Below are 19,200 nucleotides of genomic sequence, written 5' to 3'. Positions count from 1 at the left end.
ATCTCTAAAACGGGAGTGTGTCGATGTGAGAGAGAATACCAACGAGCAATATGGATTAACGCAAGCCCAGCGCCGAATATGGTTCATGGAAATAATGAATCCGGGAACGTCCATCACGATGCTTTCCGCGACCTACCAAATGACGGGCGAGATCGACACACAGCTTCTGGAGCAAGCGGCGGCAGAGATCGTCAACACCTATGACGCTTTCCGAATCCGCATTAGCGGCGATTTGCAACATCCAATGCAGTGGTTCGAAGAGCCGGAGAATGTCCAAGCCAGAATAAGCCGCCTCGAATTAAGCACCACCGAACAATTCTATGCATGGGTGAAAGAAGTAAGCGAAAAACCGGTCAGTGTATTCGATGAACACCTCCACCAATTTACGTTGATCCAATTTGCGAACGGCCAAGTATGGCTTAATTTGACGGTAAATCATATTATCGCCGACGGCTTGTCCGTAAATGCTTTGCTGCATGCGGTGATGGAAAAATACCTGAAACTGCGCAAAGGCATCTCCAGTAGTTACCATGCCCCTTCCTATCTGGATTATATTTCCACAGAGCTTGAATATGAGCAATCGCAGCGTTATCAAAAAGGCAAGCAATACTGGCTGACGAAGTACAGCACTTTGCCTGAAACGACCGGCATCAAATCGTATCCGCCATTCTTGATCGGGAGCGAATCCAATAAACTGGCCATCACGTTGGACGGTTCCCGGTATGAACGCATTCTGGCCTTCAGCGAACAATATCAGGTCAGCTTATATACGTTATTTCTGTCCGTCATGTATACCTTATTGTACAAGCTGACCGACAGCAGCGATGTTCCGGTCGGCACGGTGTTCGCCAATCGCACTAGCAAGAAGGAGAAAGAAACGATCGGCATGTTCGTCAGCACCGTGGCTACGCGGATTCGCCTGAATCCAGACGAGCATGTGCTTTCCTTGATCCAAACCGTTTCCAAGGAAAATACGGCCGATCTGCGGTATCAGAAATATCCTTATAACCAATTAATCCAGGATTTACGCGAACAACACGGCCGCAATGATCTTTCGGGTCTGTTCCGGACGTCACTGGAATATTTGCCTTTGGAAATCGTGGAGTACGAAGACATCAAGGTTCGTCTGGAGGCTCACTTCGCTAGGCACGAGATGGACGATTTGCTGCTGCGCTTTGACCATATGCTGAATGAAGGCCATGTCATTCTCCATGCTTCCTATCGTACCGGCCTGTTCGAGACGGCTGAGATCAATCGGATTATGGAACAGTATGTAACCGTTCTGGATCAGTTCCTTCAGACTCCGGAACTGCCGGTACGCGATATTTCTCTGCTGAGCGATGAGGAGAGACACCGCATTCTGGGCGTGTTTAACCTGCCAGTGGCAGAGCTGAGCGAGGGAGAAGCGTTTCATCGGTATGTTGAAAAGTTTGCCCGGGAAATTCCGAATCATCCGGCGGTCGTCTATATGGACACACAGCTGACCTACGGCGAATTGAACGAACGCGCCGAGCGGCTGGCTTCTCTCCTTCGTGAACAGGGCGTGGGAAGGGAGACGATTACGGGGATCTGGGCGGAGCGTTCGGTGGAACTGCTGGTCGGGGTGCTTGCCGTTTGGAAAGCCGGCGGAGCCTATGTACCGCTGGACCCCGATTATCCGGCGGAGCGGATTGAGTACATGCTTAGCGATAGCGAAGCATCGGTGCTGCTTACACAGCGTCATCTGTTGGAGCGGGCTGGAGGTTGGTTGGCCGATGATCGGCTGAAGCTTCAAGCTGTCTATGCCATGGACGATGAACAGATTTATAACGGGGATGCCTTAGCCGTGGAATGTGAATCTGCCGACAGCGCCCCGCAAGACTTGGCTTATGTGATTTACACCTCGGGTACGACGGGACGCCCGAAAGGCGTCATGATCGAGCACGGTAGTCTCGTGAATACGGCGGATGCGTATCGTCGCGAGTACCGCTTGGATCAGTTCCCGGTGCGGCTGCTGCAGCTGGCCAGCTTCTCGTTTGACGTATTCGTCGGAGACATCGCGCGGACGCTGTATAACGGAGGCACGATGGTGATTGTGCCAAAGGATGACCGGATTGATCCGAACCGTTTATACGGCTGGATTCGGGACCAAAGCATTACGGTATTCGAATCGACGCCTGCGCTCATTCTGCCGTTCATGCAGCATATTTATGAAGAAGGGCTGGACATTGGCTCCATGCAGTTGCTGATTACCAGCTCGGATGCTTGCAGTGTCACCGATTATCGATTATTGCAGGAACGATTCGGCGGACAATTCCGCATCATCAACAGCTACGGTGTTACCGAAGCGGCCATTGACAGCAGCTTTTACGATGAGGCGTTGGATAAGCTGCCGTCGTCGGGTCATGTGCCGATCGGCAAAGCTTGGCTGAATGCTCGGTTTTACATTGTCGATGCGGCGTTAAAGCCTGTTCCTGTAGGGGTTCCGGGCGAGCTTGTCATCGGCGGTGCTGGGGTGGCGCGCGGGTACTGGAACCGTCCGGACCTAACCGCCGAGAAGTTTGCGGACAGCCCGTTTGTTGCGGGCGAACGTCTGTACCGAACAGGCGATTTGGCCCGCTGGCTGGAAGACGGCAACGTCGACTTCATCGGCCGGATTGACTATCAGGTGAAAATTCGCGGGTTCCGGATCGAACTCGGCGAAATTGAAACGGCTCTGCTGCGATTCCCGGGCGTCAAGCAGGCTGTAGTGACCGACCGTACGGATGAGCAGGGGCATAAATATTTGTGCGGCTACGTGGCGGGGGATACTTCCTTGCAGCTGAGCGATCTGCTGTCTCAATTGAAGCAAGAGCTGCCGGCTCATATGATCCCGGCCCGTCTGATGTTTCTTGATAAGCTTCCGCTTACGCCGAACGGCAAAATTGACCGTAAAGCGCTGCCTGAACCGACCGGAGAGGTAGAAGCAGGCCATGAGTATGTGGCGCCTCGCACAACGATGGAAACAAGACTTGCTCTCATTTGGCAGCAGGTGCTTGGTATTGCGCGAGTTGGAGTCCAAGACGATTTCTTTGACTTGGGTGGTCATTCCTTGCGGGCCTCCACGCTTGTTTCTAAGATTCGGAAAGAGCTGCAAGTCGAGGTACCGCTGCGTGACGTATTCCGCTACACCACGATCAAACAGCTGGCCCAACGAATCGGCGGTTTGAAGCAGCAGGAGACGTATGAGATTGGAAAGACGGCTGAGGCCGAGTACTATCCGGTTTCATCCGAGCAAAAGCGTCTATACGTCCTGCGCCAGCTTGACGGGGCCGAGCGCAGCTACAATATGTCGGCGGCGCTTGTACTCGAAGGCAAGCTGGACCGCACGCGCACCGAGTACGCGTTCCGGGCGCTGATTCAGCGCCATGAGACACTGCGTACCGGGATTGAGCAGGTTCAAGGCGAGCTTGTCCAGCGCATCTATGACGAGGTGGAGTTCGCTGTCGATTATTTCGAGTCGAGCGAGCAGGAAGTGGACGAAGTGGTAGAAGCTTACTATCGTCCATTTGATCTGACGAAGCCGCCACTTTTGCGCATCGGTCTGATTCAAATTGCTGAGGATCGCCACATGTTGCTGTTCGATATGCACCATATCGTCTCGGACGGTATTTCGACAGCGCTGCTCTTCGACGAGTTCAGCCGCCTGTATCGGGGCGAGGAGTTGTCTCCGCTGCACACTCAATACAAAGATTATGCCGTTTGGCAGCATTCCGAAGCCTACGGGCAGATGCTTCAGCCGCAGAAGGAGTACTGGCTGGAACAGCTGTCAGGCGAGCTGCCGGTCTTGGAACTGCCGACGGATTTCCCGCGGCCAGCGGTGCAAAGCTTTGACGGCCGGACCGTGAAGTTTTATATCGGGAAAGAGAGGACGGAGAAGCTGAAAGAGCTGGCGGCACGGACGGGGACGACCCTGTACATGGTGCTGCTGTCGGCTTACTCCATCCTTATGCATAAATATTCGGGTCAGGAGGATCTGATCGTCGGAACGCCGATTGCCGGAAGAACGCAGGATGAAGTGCAGCCGATCGTTGGGATGTTTATCAACACGCTGGCCATTCGCAGCCGTCCGGAACGTTCCAAGCCATACCTTTCGTACCTGGAAGAAATCAAGGACATCACGCTCGGCGCTTTCGAACACCAAAATTATTTGTTCGAAGACTTGGTGGATAGTCTTCACATTCCGCGCGCGACCGGCCGGAATCCGCTCTTTGATACGTTCTTCTCCCTGCAAAATACGGAGAACGAGCAAATTGTCATCGAGGGGCTGGAGCAATCGTTTTATCCGCTGGAGAACCGAACATCCAAGTTCGAGCTGCTCCTAGACATTTCGGAGCTGGATGGTCAGCTCGAATGCCGGTTGGAGTACGCTACGGCTTTGTATAAACAGGAGACCGCGAAGCGGTTCGCCAGACATTATGACAAACTGATCGAAACCATCGCAGCAGCGCCGGACGGGGATATTGCCTCGCTGGAAATGCTCACGGAAGAGGAAATCCGCGAACTGGTACGCGGTTTCAACGATTCGGAGGCGGACTACCCGCAGCAGCAGACGATTCACGGCTTGTTCGAAGAGCAGGCGGAGCTTTACCCGGATAACGTGGCCGCCGTTATGAACGAGCGGCAGCTGACCTACCGCGAGCTGAACGAGCGATCCAACCGACTTGCGCGGAAGCTGCGGGAGACGGGAGTCGAAGCGGACCAACTGGTAGCGATTTTGGCTGAACGTTCGCTTGATATGGTCGTCGGCATTTTGGCGATTCTCAAAGCGGGCGGAGCCTACGTGCCTGTCGATCCCGACTACCCAGAGGAGCGCATTCGCTTCATGATCGAGGATTCGGGCGCACCGTTATTGCTGATTCAAAAGCATTTGCACGAGAAGACTGACTTCGCAGGAACTCGCCTCGAATTGGACGATTTCGTTTGGGGCGACAGCGGGACGGATTCCACAACGTCGGAAGGTGCGCTGGACGCTTCGAATTTGGAGCCGATGTCCGGACCAAGCAACCTAGCTTATGTCATCTACACGTCGGGAACGACGGGCAGGCCGAAGGGAACGCTGATCGAGCATAAGAACGTCGTGCGCCTCCTGTTCAACGACAAGAACCTGTTCGACTTCGGGCCGTCCGACACGTGGACGCTGTTCCACTCGTTCTGCTTCGATTTCTCCGTCTGGGAAATGTACGGCGCGCTGCTGTACGGAGGCAAGCTGGTCATCGTACCGACGCTCACAGCGAAAAGTCCGGCGGATTTCTTGGCGCTGCTGGGCCGCGAACAGGTCACCATTTTGAATCAGACACCAACGTATTTCTACCAGCTGCTGCGAGAGGTGTTGGCGGATCATCCGTACGATTTGCGGATTCGCAACGTCATTTTCGGGGGTGAAGCGCTCAGTCCGCTGCTGCTCAAGGGCTTCAAGACGAAGTACCCGGAGACGAAGCTGATCAATATGTACGGCATTACCGAGACGACGGTTCACGTGACGTATAAGGAAATGACGTGGGTCGAAATGGAGGCGGCGAAGAGCAATATCGGCAAGCCGATTCCGACGCTAAGCGTGTACGTTCTTGATGCCAACCGCCGTCCTGTGCCGATCGGCGTAGCGGGGGAAATGTATGTGGCCGGGGAAGGCCTGGCGAGAGGATATTTGAACCGTCCGGATCTGACGGCGGAGAAGTTCGTCGATTCCCCGTTTGCGGAGGGGGAGAAGCTCTACCGCTCGGGCGACTTGGCGGCTTGGCTGCCGGACGGCAACATCGAATACTTGGGTCGGATCGACCATCAGGTGAAAATCCGCGGCTACCGGATCGAGCTGGACGAAATCGAGACACAGCTGCTGAACGTCGAGGGCGTGGAAGAAGCGGTGGTGCTGGCCCGTCAGGACGATGGGGGCGAGAAGGCGCTTGTCGCCTACTTCGTGGCGGACCGGACGCTGACGGTCAGTGATATGAGAACCTCGCTGGCCCAGGGAATGCCGGGGTACATGATCCCATCTTACTTCGTGCAGCTGAAGCGCATGCCGCTGACGTCCAACGGCAAAGTGGACCGCAAAGCGCTGCCGGCGCCGCAAAGTGGCTTACATACAGGCGTTGAATACGTAGCGCCGCGTAACCGGACGGAGTCCCAGCTTGTGAAGATCTGGGAGGAAGTGCTGGGTTACTCCGGCATTGGAGTCCAGGACAATTTCTTCGAGCTCGGAGGCCATTCCTTGCGGGCGACGAACCTTGTCAGCAAGATTCGGAAGGAAATGAACGTCGAACTTCCGCTGCGCGATGTGTTCCGCTATATAACGGTAGAGTCGATGGCCGGAGCTATTGCCAGCTTGGAAGAAATGCGGCACAGCTCGATTCCAAAAGCGGAAGAGAAAGCGTACTATCCCGTTTCCTCCGCGCAAAAAAGACTGTACGTTCTGCACCAGCTGGATGGCTCAGAGCTGAATTACAACCTCCCAAGTGCGTTGCAAATGGAAGGGGCTTTGAACGAGGACAAATTGGAGAAGGCGCTGACTGCTTTGGTGTCCCGGCACGATATGCTGCGCACCGGTTTCGAAATTGTGGATGGGGAGCCGGTTCAGCGTATTCATCCGCTCACAGCTTTCAAGGTCGAGAAGCTTCAAGTAAGCGAAGATCAGGTTGCGGCCATTCTTGAAGGCTTCATTCAGCCTTTTGACTTGACCGAGCCGCCTTTGCTGCGCGCCCTGCTGATCGAACTGGAGAAAGAGAAATTCCTGCTCGCGCTGGATATTCATCATATTGGTTCCGACGGCCTTTCCATGGACGTGCTGCTGCGCGAATTCGTGAGGCTTTACAATGGCGAAGAATTGCCGGAGCTGCGGATTCAATACAAGGATTATGCCGTTTGGCAGCAATCCGAGGAGCAGCGCCAGCGCATCAAGCGGCAGGAGGAATACTGGCGTGGGGTATTCAGCAGCGAGCTTCCGGTTCTTGAGCTGCCTCTTGACTTCTCCCGCCCGGCCGTCCAGCAATTTGACGGTCAGACGCTTACGTTTACGCTGGATGCGGAGAAAAGCGAAGCGCTCAAACGGCTTGCCGGCGATTCGGGGGCGACACTGTACATGCTGCTGCTGGCTGCGTACTCTGTATTGCTTCATAAATACGCAGGACAGGAAGATATCGTGGTCGGCACTCCGATTGCCGCCCGTTCTCACGCCGATCTGCAGCCGATTATCGGGATGTTCGTCAATACGCTGGCCCTTCGCTTGGGTCCGGTGGCGGAGCGGACGTTCCTGGATTACTTGCAGGAAGTGAAGGAAACGACGCTTGGAGCCTACGAGCATCAGGACTATCCGTTCGAGGAACTAGTAGAAGCTCTTCAAGTGAGCCGGGATTTAAGCCGGAATCCGTTGTTTGACACCATGTTTTCTTTGCAAAAGCACGAAAGCTTGGATGTAACCTTGGATGGTTTGCAATGGTCACTGTTCGACATCGAGGAAAAGACGGCAAAGTTCGACCTTAGCTTAGATATCGTGGAAGCGGGTAACGAGCTGGTTTGCAAGATCGAGTACGCTACCTCGTTGTTTAGACAGGACACGATGGTACGGCTGGCAGGTCATTACGAGCAGCTTTTGGCGTCGATTGTGACTCAGCCGGGTGCACGGATTGCGGATTTGGAACTCTTGACGGACAGCGAAAAGCATGATTTGCTGGTCAAGTTTGACGTGTCGTCTGCGGCTCTTGCGAAGCAACCCGCCGCAGAGGGTACAGGCTTGGAAGCGGATGAATTGTGGAGAGAGAGAACGTTCCACGAGCTGTTCGAGGAGCAGGCGGAGCGCACTCCTGGAGCGCTGGCAGTTGTATATGAAGACAGCAAGCTGACTTATGCGGAGCTGAACGCTAAAGCGAATCATCTGGCATATGCGCTGCGGGCGCGCGGGGTGAAGCCGGAGCAGGTGGTCGGCATTCTGGCTGGCCGTTCGACGGAGCTGTTGATCGGGGTGCTCGCCGTATGGAAAGCGGGTGGCGCTTATGTGCCGCTTGACCCGGACTATCCGGCGGAGCGGATCGAGTATATGCTCGCGGACAGCGGGGCATCGGTGCTGCTCACGCAGTCTTGCCTGCTGGAGCAGGCGGAAGCTTGGCGCAGCAACGGAGCTTCAGCGCTGCATACGGTGCTTGCACTTGACGACGCTGCGACGTACAGCCTTGGAGCGGCGGAAGTGGCAGTGGCAGTGGGCGTACAAACTCAAGGTGTACAAGCTGTGGGCGAAGCAGGCGCAGAGGCGCGGGGATTGGCGCAAGCGGAAATCGCTTCTGCCGAAACGTCCGCCACCGCAGAAGCCGAGCAGAACGTACTGGCAGTGAATCTCGCATCGAATCCGGCGAATGTGAACAAGCCGTGTGATTTGGCTTACGTCATCTACACCTCCGGTACGACGGGCCGACCGAAGGGCGTAATGATCGAGCACCGCAGCTTGGTGAACACGGCGGCGGGCTATCGGCGCGATTACCGCCTCGATCAGTTTCCGGTGCGCTTGTTGCAGCTCGCCAGCTTCTCGTTCGACGTGTTCGTCGGCGATATTGCGCGGACGCTGTACAACGGCGGCACTATGGTCATTGTGCCGAAGGACGATCGGATCGATCCAACCCGCCTCTACGGCTGGATTCACGACTACGCCGTGACGGTGTTCGAATCAACTCCGGCGCTGATCGTGCCGTTTATGGAGCATGTGCATGCCGAAGGTCTGGACCTCAGCTCGATGCAGCTGCTAATCACAAGCTCGGATGCGTGCAGCGTAGCGGATTACCGCACCTTGCAGGAGCGCTACGGCTCGCAGTTCCGTATTATTAACAGCTACGGCGTAACCGAAGCGGCGATTGACTCCAGCTTCTATGACGAGCCGCTGGATAAGCTGCCGAAGACGGGCAGCGTGCCGATCGGCAAAGCGTGGCTGAACGCTAAGTTCTACATTGTGGATGCGAATCTGAAGCCGGTGCCAATCGGGGTGCTGGGCGAGTTGGTGATCGGCGGAGCGGGTGTAGCCCGCGGTTACTTGAACCGCCCGGATTTGACGGCGGAGAAATTCGTAGACAGCCCGTTCGCCGCTGGGGAGCGGTTGTACCGGACGGGCGACTTGGCGCGCTGGATGCCAGACGGCAACGTGGACTTCATCGGCCGGATCGACAACCAGGTGAAAATTCACGGCTATCGGATCGAGCTTGGAGAAATTGAAGCGGCGATGCAACATGTTGCCGGCGTGCGTCAAGCGCTTGTCATCGATCGGGCGGACGAGCGTGGGCAGAAATATTTGTGCGGGTATGTCGCAGCGGATTCCAGCTTCGATCTGGAAGGGCTTGTGTCCCATCTGGACGCTGCGCTGCCTGCCCATATGGTGCCTTCGCGCATGATGCGCCTAGATCAAATGCCGCTTACGCCGAACGGCAAGATCGACCGTCAAGCGCTGCCTGTGCCGGAGGGAAGCATTCGTGCCGAGGCTGCATACACGGCGCCTCGTACACCTGCCGAGCAAGCACTTGCGGAGGTCTGGCAGTCGGTGCTGGGCGTAGAGCAGGTCGGCACGATGGACAATTTCTTTGCGCTCGGTGGCGATTCGATCAAGGCCTTGCAGGTATCATCCCGTCTTTTGCAAGCGGGGTACAAGCTGGTCATGAAAGATTTGTTCCATTACCCGACGATTTCCGCCCTTAGTTTGCAGCTGCAAACGGCGGATAGAACGGCAAGCCAAGCCGTAGTGATGGGAGAGGTCATCTTGACCCCAATTCAGCGTTGGTTCTTTGAACAAAATCCAGCCGACGTGCATCACAGCAATCAGGCGTTCATGCAGTTCTCCAAGCAAGGCTTCGACGAAGAAGCTTTACGCCAAGCGGTGCGTCAGCTTGTCGTGCATCACGATGCTCTTCGTACGGTTTACCGCTTAACCGTGGACGGCTATAGCGCCTGGAACCGCGGCGCTGGGGAGAATGAAGCGCTGTTCGATCTGGAGGTTGTCGATTGCAAGGGAGCCCAAGACGTGCAAGAAGCGGTAGAGACTAGGGCGAATGACATTCAAGCGAGCATCGATCTGGAAAATGGTCCGCTGGTGAAGCTCGGCTTGTTCCGCTGCGATGACGGCGACCATCTACTCATCGCGATCCATCACTTGGTCGTAGACGGCGTATCTTGGCGGATTATGCTTGAGGATTTTGCCGCCGGTTATGAGCAGGCGCTGCAAGGGAAGCCGATCCGTCTGCCGCTCAAAACGGATTCATTCCAAACGTGGGCGAAACAGCTCGCTAATTATGCGAACGGTTCGGCGATGGAAAGCGAAAGAGCGTACTGGCAGCATATCGAGCAATTGAGCTATGAGCCGCTTCCAAAAGATTTTGAACAAGGCAGATCCAAGCTGAAGGACAGCGGTCTCGTGACCGTTCGCTGGACAGCAGAGGAAACCGAACAGCTCCTGAAGCACGCACACCGTGCTTACCGTACGGAAATGAACGATTTGCTGCTTGCTGCGCTTGGCCTCGCAGTACAAGCTTGGAGCGGCCGGGAACGCGTGCTGGTGAATCTCGAAGGCCACGGCCGGGAACATATTTTGCCGGATGTGGACATTACGCGCACGGTAGGCTGGTTTACAAGCCAATTCCCTGTCGTTCTGGAGTTCGGTCACGCTCAGGCGCTCGGTCATCAGGTGAAACAGGTGAAAGAAAGCTTGCGCCGCATTCCGAAAAAAGGAATCGGCTACGGCATCCTGCGCTATTTGTCGGCGCCGCGTGACGGCGAGCGCTTCGCTGTGGAGCCGGAGATCAGCTTTAACTATTTGGGTCAGTTCGACCAGGATTACGAAAGCAGCGGCTCGCAGCCGTCTCCGTTCAGCCCGGGCTCCGATTCAAGCCCGAATGCAGGGATGGATTTTGTCCTAGATATCAACGGTATGGTGTCGGAAGGAGTGCTGGAACTCACGATCCGTTATGGGGAAACCCAGTATAAACGGGAAACGGTAGAGCGCCTGGGCACCCTGCTTCATTCGAGCTTGCGTGAAGTTATCAGCCACTGCGTATCGAAAGAGCGGCCGGAGCTTACGCCTAGCGACGTATTACTTCAAGATGTAACAGTGGATGAATTGGAGCGGCTGGCCGAACATACGGCGGCGCTTGGCGAACTGGAGAATGTATACACCCTGACTCCGCTGCAAAAAGGGATGTTGTTCCACAGCCTGCTGGATGCCGATTCGGAAGCATACTTCGAACAGGTGACCTTCGATCTGTACGGAAGCCTGAATGTCGAAGCCTTCACCCAAGGATTGGATACGCTGGTGCAGCGGAATGAGGCGCTGCGGACCAACTTTATTACCGGCTGGAGAGACGAGCCGATTCAAGTGGTATTCCGCGAGCGGAAGTGTGAAGTGCACTTCGAAGATATTCGCTCGGTAAGCGATGAGCACCTGAAGAAGAGAGTAGCTGATTTCGTCAGTGCGGATAAAGCGAACAAGTTCGATTTGGACCGAGGCTCTCTGATGCGTGTGACCGTTTTGCGCACGGGTGACGAGTCCTACCATGTGATCTGGAGTCATCATCACATTTTGATGGACGGCTGGTGCATGTCCTTTATGATCAAGGAAGTGTTCGACACCTACTTCGCGTTCCAGGAGAAGCGGACGCCGGAGCTTCCTCCGGTTACCTCGTACTCCCGGTATATCGAATGGCTGGAAGCTCAAGATGCCGCGACAGCTTCGCGTTACTGGTCCGAGTATTTGGCGGGTTACGATCAGCAGACCAAGCTGCCCCAGGAGAAAACGCAGCTGAAGCAGGGTGCTTTTGAAGCAGCAGAACTCGATGTGGAACTCAGCAAGGAACTGACCGGGCAAATCGAGCGGGTGGCGCGCCAGCAGCAGGTGACGCTCAATACGTTCATGCAGACCGTATGGGGACTCGTTTTGCAAATATACAACAACAGCGAGGATGTCGTATTTGGCTCCGTCGTATCCGGGCGTCCGGTGGAAATTCCGGGCATTGAAAGCATGATCGGCCTGTTTATTAATACGATTCCGGTCCGTATTCAAGGCAAAGCCGAGGAAACGGCAGCTGATATTTTGAGAAAAACCCAGGATCAAGCGCTGGCATCGGGAGCTTACGAAACGTTCCCGCTGTTCGAAATTCAGTCGTTGAGCGAGCAAAAGCGCGACTTGATCAACCATATCATGGTTTTTGAAAATTATCCGATGGAAGAACAGATTGAACAGGTCGTTGGTGGAGAAAAAGCAGCGCTGAAAATCGCTAATATCCAGTCGCCGGAGCAAACGAACTACGACCTGGACATTACCGTCATTCCAGAAGAGCATATTTTGCTGCGGTTTACGTACAATGTGTTGACGTTCAGAGAGCAAGATATTAGGCAGATCCACGGTCACTTTGCTCGGGCGCTGGAGCAGGTTGCAGCTAACCCGGACATCCGCGTGAATGAGTTGGAGCTTTTGACGGCAGCGGAAAAAGAGCAAATTCTAGGGGCGTTCAATCCGGCGCAGCCGGAAGCAGCTCCTGCGGCCGCGTTCCACCGGCTGTTCGAGGAACAGGCGGAGCGCACGCCGGAAGCGGAGGCCGTCGTGTACGAGAACGACCGGCTGACGTATGCGGAGCTGAACGAGCGGGCGAATCGCTTGGCGTCTACGCTGCGCGATAGCGGCATCGGCCGGGAGACAATTGTCGGCATTCTCGCCGAGCGTTCGGTGGACTTGCTGGTGGCCGTGCTGGCCGTCTGGAAAGCGGGCGGGGCGTATGTGCCGCTCGACCCGGATTATCCGGCGGACCGCGTGCGGTTCATGCTTGAAGACAGTGGAGCGAAGGTGCTGCTGACGCAAATGCCGCTGCGAGAACGCGCCGAAGCCTGGCTCGGCGAAGAGGAGCTGGCGCTGGCGGCAGTGCTCTACCTCGACGACGAAGCGTCGTACAGCGAGGAGCGGACGAATGCGCCGAGGGACTCTGATATGGTTTCCAACACAATCCTCGACAAGCTCTCCGGTATGGTATCCAGCAAGCTTGCGGATGCTGTGGACGATGGCTACTGCGATGGCGATGAGAGCCATACGTATGTTGCTGGCATGGGCCGCTTCCATGAAGCTCGTCCTGAGGATCTGGCGTATGTGATCTACACGTCGGGAACGACGGGCAAGCCGAAGGGTGTAATGATCGAGCACCGCAGCTTGGTAAACACAGCGGCAGGCTACCGCCGGGAATACCGACTGGATCAGTTCCCGGTGCGGCTGCTGCAGCTCGCAAGCTTCTCGTTCGACGTATTCGTGGGCGATATCGCGCGGACGCTGTATAACGGAGGCACGATGGTCATTGTGCCGAAGGACGACCGGATCGATCCGGCCCGTCTGCACCACTGGATGGAGCGGGAGCGGGTCACCATTTTCGAATCAACACCGGCACTGATCGTGCCGTTCCTGGAGTACGTGCATGAGCAGGGGCTGAGTATCAGCGGGATGGAGCTGTTAATCACGAGCTCGGATAGCTGCAGCGTAGCGGATTACCGTACCTTGCAGGATCGGTTCGGCTCGTCGTTGCGCATCATCAACGCCTACGGGGTGACGGAAGCGGCGATCGACTCCAGCTTCTACGACGAGGAAGTGACGAAGCTGCCGCAAACAGGCCATGTGCCGATCGGCAAAGCGTGGCTGAATGCGAAATTCTACATCGTGGACGCACATCTGAATCCGGTGCCAGTCGGGGTGCTTGGCGAGCTGGTCATTGGCGGAGTCGGGGTAGCGCGCGGGTACTTGAACCGTCCAGAGCTGTCGAAAGAGAAGTTCGTAGACAGCCCGTTTGTCGCGGGTGAGCGGCTGTACCGCACGGGAGACTTGGCGCGGTGGCTGGAGGACGGGAACGTGGACTTCATCGGCCGGATCGACTACCAAGCGAAAATCCGGGGGTACCGGATTGAGACGGGCGAGATCGAGTCGCAGCTGCTGCGGGTGGAAGGCGTGCGCGAAGCGGTGGTGCTGGTTCGAAGTGAAGCGAACGGGCAGAAGGCGCTGTGCGCGTATTATACGCCGGATACCGGGGCGGAGTTGGCAGTGAACGTTCTGCGCAGGGAGCTGGCACAGGAGCTGCCGGGGTACATGATCCCGTCGTACTTCGTGGAACTGGATCGCCTGCCTCTGACCCCGAACGGAAAGATTGACCGGAAGGCACTGCCGGTACCGGAAGAGGGTGCTGGTGGAGGACGCGAATATGTGGCGCCGCGCACCGAACTTGAGGCGAAGCTGGCCATCATTTGGCAGGATGTGCTTGTTCGGGAAAAGGCGGTAGGCGTAACGGACAATTTCTTCGACCTCGGCGGACACTCCCTGCGGGCGACGACGCTTGTCAGTAAGATGCATAAGGAGCTAGGCGTTAAATTCCCGCTTCGCGATGTATTCCGCTATTCGACGGTTGAGGAAATGGCCGCGGCTATGGAGCAGTTGGAGATCGGCTCATTCACGGCTATTCCGGCTGCCGAACCTAGCGGGTATTATCCGCTCTCTTCCGCTCAGAAACGTCTCTATATCTTGAACCAGCTGGAAGGAGGCGAGCTGAGCTACAACATACCGGGAGCAATGCTGTTCGAAGGGGAGCTCGACCGGCAGCGGTTTGAAGAAGCGTTCCGCGGGCTCGTAGCTCGTCATGAAACGCTGCGCACCGGCTTTGAGATGGTAGAAGGCGAAGCGGTTCAGCGGATTTACGAAGAAGCCGCCTTCTTGGTGGAATATGTGCAGATCAGCGGGGAGCAGGCGGAAGAAACGGTGCGCCAATTCGTACGCGCATTTGATCTAGCGAAGCCGCCGCTTCTGCGGGTAGGCCTGGCCGAACTAGCGCCGGACCAGCACATTCTGATGTTTGATACGCATCATATCGTATCTGACGGCGTTTCGATTGACGTACTGATCGAAGAGTTCGTCCGCTTGTACAGTGGGGAGCAGTTGGAGCCGCTCCGCATTCAATACAAAGATTACGCGGTATGGCAGCAATCGGACGAGCAGAAAGCTCAGCTTGCCAAGCAGGAAGTTTACTGGCTCGACATGTTCCGAGGAGAGCTGCCGGTGTTGGAATTGCCAACGGACTATCCGCGCCCGGCTATGCAGAGCTACGAGGGCAGCACGCTGCAATTGTTTATGAATAGCGAGAAAAGCGAGGGTTTGAAACGGCTTGCAGCCGAGAACGGCGCAACGCTCTACATGGTTCTGCTTGCGGCGTATAACGTGCTTCTGCATAAATATTCAGGCCAGGAAGACGTGGTGGTCGGTACGCCGATTGCGGGAAGAAATCACAGCGACGTTCAGCCGCTGATCGGGATGTTCGTTAATACCCTGGCTATCCGCAGTTATCCGGCTGCCGGTAAGACGTTCCTTGACTACTTAATGGAAATCAAGGAGACGACGCTGGGAGCTTTTGAACATCAGAATTATCCGTTTGAGGAGCTGGTAGATAAGGTAAACGTGGCTCGCGATTTGAGCCGCAATCCGCTGTTCGATACGATGTTTGCTTTGCAGAATACAGAGAATTTGGAAATCGAGCTTCCTGGACTCCATTTGTCGACGTATGCCAGCGAAGAAATTGTTTCTAAATTCGATCTCAGCCTGGACGTTACGGAGATCGAGGAAGGCTTGGAATATTTGTTTGAATACGCCACGGCTCTTTATAAAACCGAAACGGTGGAGAAATTGGCCGCTCACTACTTGCAGCTGCTTGAATCCATTCTCCGCAACCCGTTGGCGACGATTGCCGAGCTGGACATTTTGACATCTGTGGAAAAAGAGCAAATTCTCGGCGTGTTTAACCCCGCGCAGCTAGAAGCGGTTCCTGCGGCCGCGTTCCACCGGCTGTTCGAGGAACAGGCGGAGCGCACGCCGGAAGCGGCAGCTGTCGTGTACGAGAACGATCGGCTGACGTATGCGGAGCTGAACGAGCGAGCGAACCGCTTGGCGTCCACGCTGCGCGCAAGCGGCATCGGCCGGGAGACGATCGTCGGCATTCTCGCCGAGCGTACGGTGGACTTGCTGGTGGCTGTGCTGGCTGTCTGGAAAGCAGGCGGGGCGTATGTGCCGCTCGATCCAGATTATCCGGTGGATCGCGTGCGGTTCATGCTGGAAGATAGCGGAGCGAAGGTGCTGCTGACGCAAACTCCGCTACGAGAGCGCGCCGAAGCCTGGCTCGGCGAAGAGGAGCTGGCGCTGGCGACTGTGCTCTACCTCGACGACGAAGCGTCGTACAGTGAGGAGCGGACGACTGTGCGGATGGGCTCCGATAAGCTATCCGGCATCGTCTCCGAGGAGCAGACGAATGCGCCGATGGGTTCCGACAAGCTATCGGGGATGATCTCCGTGAAGCCGAAGGATGCCCCAAGTGGCTCTGATATGGTTTCCGGTATGGTCTCCGGCAAACTGACAGGTGCTGTCAACGACGGTGATGAAAGCCATCCGAATGCTGTCGGCAAGGATAGCTTCCATGAAGCTCGTCCAGAGGATCTGGCATACGTGATCTATACGTCGGGAACGACGGGCAAGCCGAAGGGCGTAATGATCGAGCATCGCAGCCTGGTGAACACGGCGGCGGGCTACCGGCGGGAATATCGGTTGGATCAGTTCCCAGTGCGGCTGCTGCAGCTCGCGAGCTTCTCGTTTGACGTGTTCGTGGGCGACATCGCGCGCACGCTGTACAACGGAGGCACGATGGTCATTGTGCCGAAGGACGACCGTATCGATCCTTCTCGTCTTCATTACTGGATGGAGCGGGAACGGGTCACCATCTTCGAATCGACGCCGGCGCTGATCGTGCCGTTCATGGAGTATGTGCATGAGCAGGGGCTGGATATGAGCTGGATGGAGCTGTTAATCACAAGCTCGGACAGCTGCAGCGTGGCGGATTACCGGACTTTGCAGGAACGGTTTGGCTCGTTATTCCGAATCATCAACGCCTACGGCGTGACGGAAGCGGCGATCGACTCCAGCTTCTATGACGAGGAGTTGATGAAGCTGCCGCAGACCGGCCATGTGCCGATTGGCAAAGCGTGGCTGAATGCGAAGTTCTACATCGTGGATGCGTATCTGAACCCGGTGCCAGCCGGAGTGCTGGGCGAGCTGGTCATCGGCGGAGTCGGCGTAGCGCGCGGATACTTGAATCGTCCGGAGCTGACGGAAGAGAAGTTCGTAGACAGCCCGTTCACTACGGGCGAACGGCTATACCGCACGGGGGATTTGGCGCGGTGGATGGAGGACGGGAACGTGGACTTCATCGGCCGGATCGACAACCAGGCGAAAATCCGGGGGTACCGGATTGAGACGGGCGAGATCGAGTCGCAGCTGATGCGGGTGGAAGGCGTGCGCGAAGCGGTGGTGCTGGTTCGAAGTGACGCGAACGGGCAGAAGGTGCTGTGCGCGTACTACACAACGGATGGCGAACTGACGGTGGCAGACCTGAAACGGGCGATCTCCAGTGAGCTGCCGGGTTACATGATTCCGTCGTACTTCGTGGAGCTGGAGCGCCTGCCTCTGACGCCGAACGGAAAGATTGACCGGAAGGCGCTGCCGGCGCCGGAAGGGGGAGCAGGCGGAGGCCGCGAATACGTGGCGCCGCGCACCGAACTGGAGGCGAAACTGGTCGCCATCTGGCAGGACGTGCTCGGGCCGGTCACGATTGGCGTGACGGACAACTTCTTCGACCTCGGCGGTCACTCCCTGCGGGCGACGACGCTGGTCAGCAAGGTGCACAAGGAGCTGAGCGTGGACTTGCCGCTGCGCGATGTATTCCGGCACTCGACCATCGAAGCGATGGCCGAAGCGATCAGCCAATTGGAGCGGCAGGAACACCTTTCCATTCCGGTTGTGGATAAGAGGGATTATTATCCGCTTTCCTCCGTGCAAAAACGGCTGTACATCCAGCAGCAGTTGGAAGGCGCCGAGCTTAGCTACAACATGTCCGGCATGACGGTTCTCGTCGGGCGCTTGGAAAGGAATCAATTCGAGGCGGCGCTCAAAGGATTAATCGCTCGTCACGAAATTTTGCGAACCGGCTTCGAAATGGTCGACGGCGAACCGGTACAACGGATTTATCCGGATTTGAAGTTTGCCGTGGAGTATGCGAAAGCGACGGAAAGTGAAACGAAGAGCATCGCAGACGGCTTTGTGCGCGTCTTTGATTTGGAGCGGCCGCCGCTGTTGCGTGTGGGCTTAGTCGAATGGGGAGTGGAACGGCATCTGCTCATGCTGGACATTCATCATATCGTCACGGATGGCATGTCGATGGGCATCTTCGTCGAAGAGCTGCTGCGTCTGTATAACGGCGAGACACTGGAACCGCTTCGGATTCAATACAAGGAATTCGCTGCTTGGCAGCAGTCCGAACCTGTAAAAGAACAACTGAAACGTCAGGAAGCCTACTGGCTGGACGTGTTGGAAGGAAAGCTGCCGACGCTTGAACTGCCTACGGACTTTGTCAGACCTGCCGTTCGCAGCTTTGAGGGAGATGTGCTGCCTTTCAGCATCGACAAGCAGATGACCGACAGCTTGCAGCGCATCGCCGATGAGAACGGTGCCACCCTTTATATGGTGTTATCCGCGGTCTATTCCATCCTGCTCAGCAAGTACTCGGGACAAGAAGACTTCATTGTAGGCACGCCGGTTTCGGGCCGCACACATGCCGATCTGGAGCCGCTCATCGGAATGTTTGTCAACACGTTGGCGATTCGCCATTATCCGTCCGGGGAGAAGACGTTCCACGCTTACCTGAACGAAGTCAAAGAAACGATGCTGGGGGCCTACGACCACCAGGATTATCCGTTCGAGGAGCTTGTGAAAAAGCTGCAAGTTCCACGAGATCAAAGCCGCAATCCTTTATTTGATGTTATGTTTGCTCTGGAAACGAAGGAAGATAACGTTCAAAGCTTCGGGGATATCCAGATCGAATCTTATCCGGAAACGCATACGGTTTCCCAATTTGATCTGACCTTGGTTATTTCGATGCTGGATGAGGGAATGAACGGGCAGTTTGAATATGCGACCAAGTTGTTTACGCGCAATCTGATCGACAATTTCGTTCAGGACCTGCTCGTGATCATCACCCAGATTTGCGAACAGCCTTCGGTGCTGTTGAAGGATATTTCCCTGAACGGGCAAGCCGAGCAGGAGCAAGATGTGCTAGAGGCCATTGATATTATTTTCTAATCCCTTACCCGGCTTGGATGTATGCC

At 56.0% G+C, this 19,200-nt stretch carries 1 protein-coding gene; it reads left to right on the top strand.

The genetic code is table 11. The features are described 5' to 3' along the window. Window positions 1–85: 85 nt before the first annotated feature. Complete coding sequence (locus B9Y93_RS21985; RefSeq protein WP_483406821.1) at window positions 86–19,174, top strand: non-ribosomal peptide synthase/polyketide synthase; 19,089 nt, start codon at window positions 86–88, stop codon at window positions 19,172–19,174. Window positions 19,175–19,200 lie beyond the last annotated feature (26 nt).

This window comes from Paenibacillus aquistagni, assembly GCF_900177815.1.
Taxonomy (GTDB): Bacteria; Bacillota; Bacilli; order Paenibacillales; family Paenibacillaceae; genus Paenibacillus_B; species Paenibacillus_B aquistagni.
The sequence above is the reverse complement of the archived record's forward strand: the minus strand, read 5'-3'. Positions and strand labels throughout refer to the sequence as shown.

Coding starts and splice junctions, on each gene's coding strand:
- B9Y93_RS21985 (WP_483406821.1), top strand. CDS start 86: ATGGAAATAATGAATCCGGGAACGTCCATCACGATGCTTTCCGCGACC.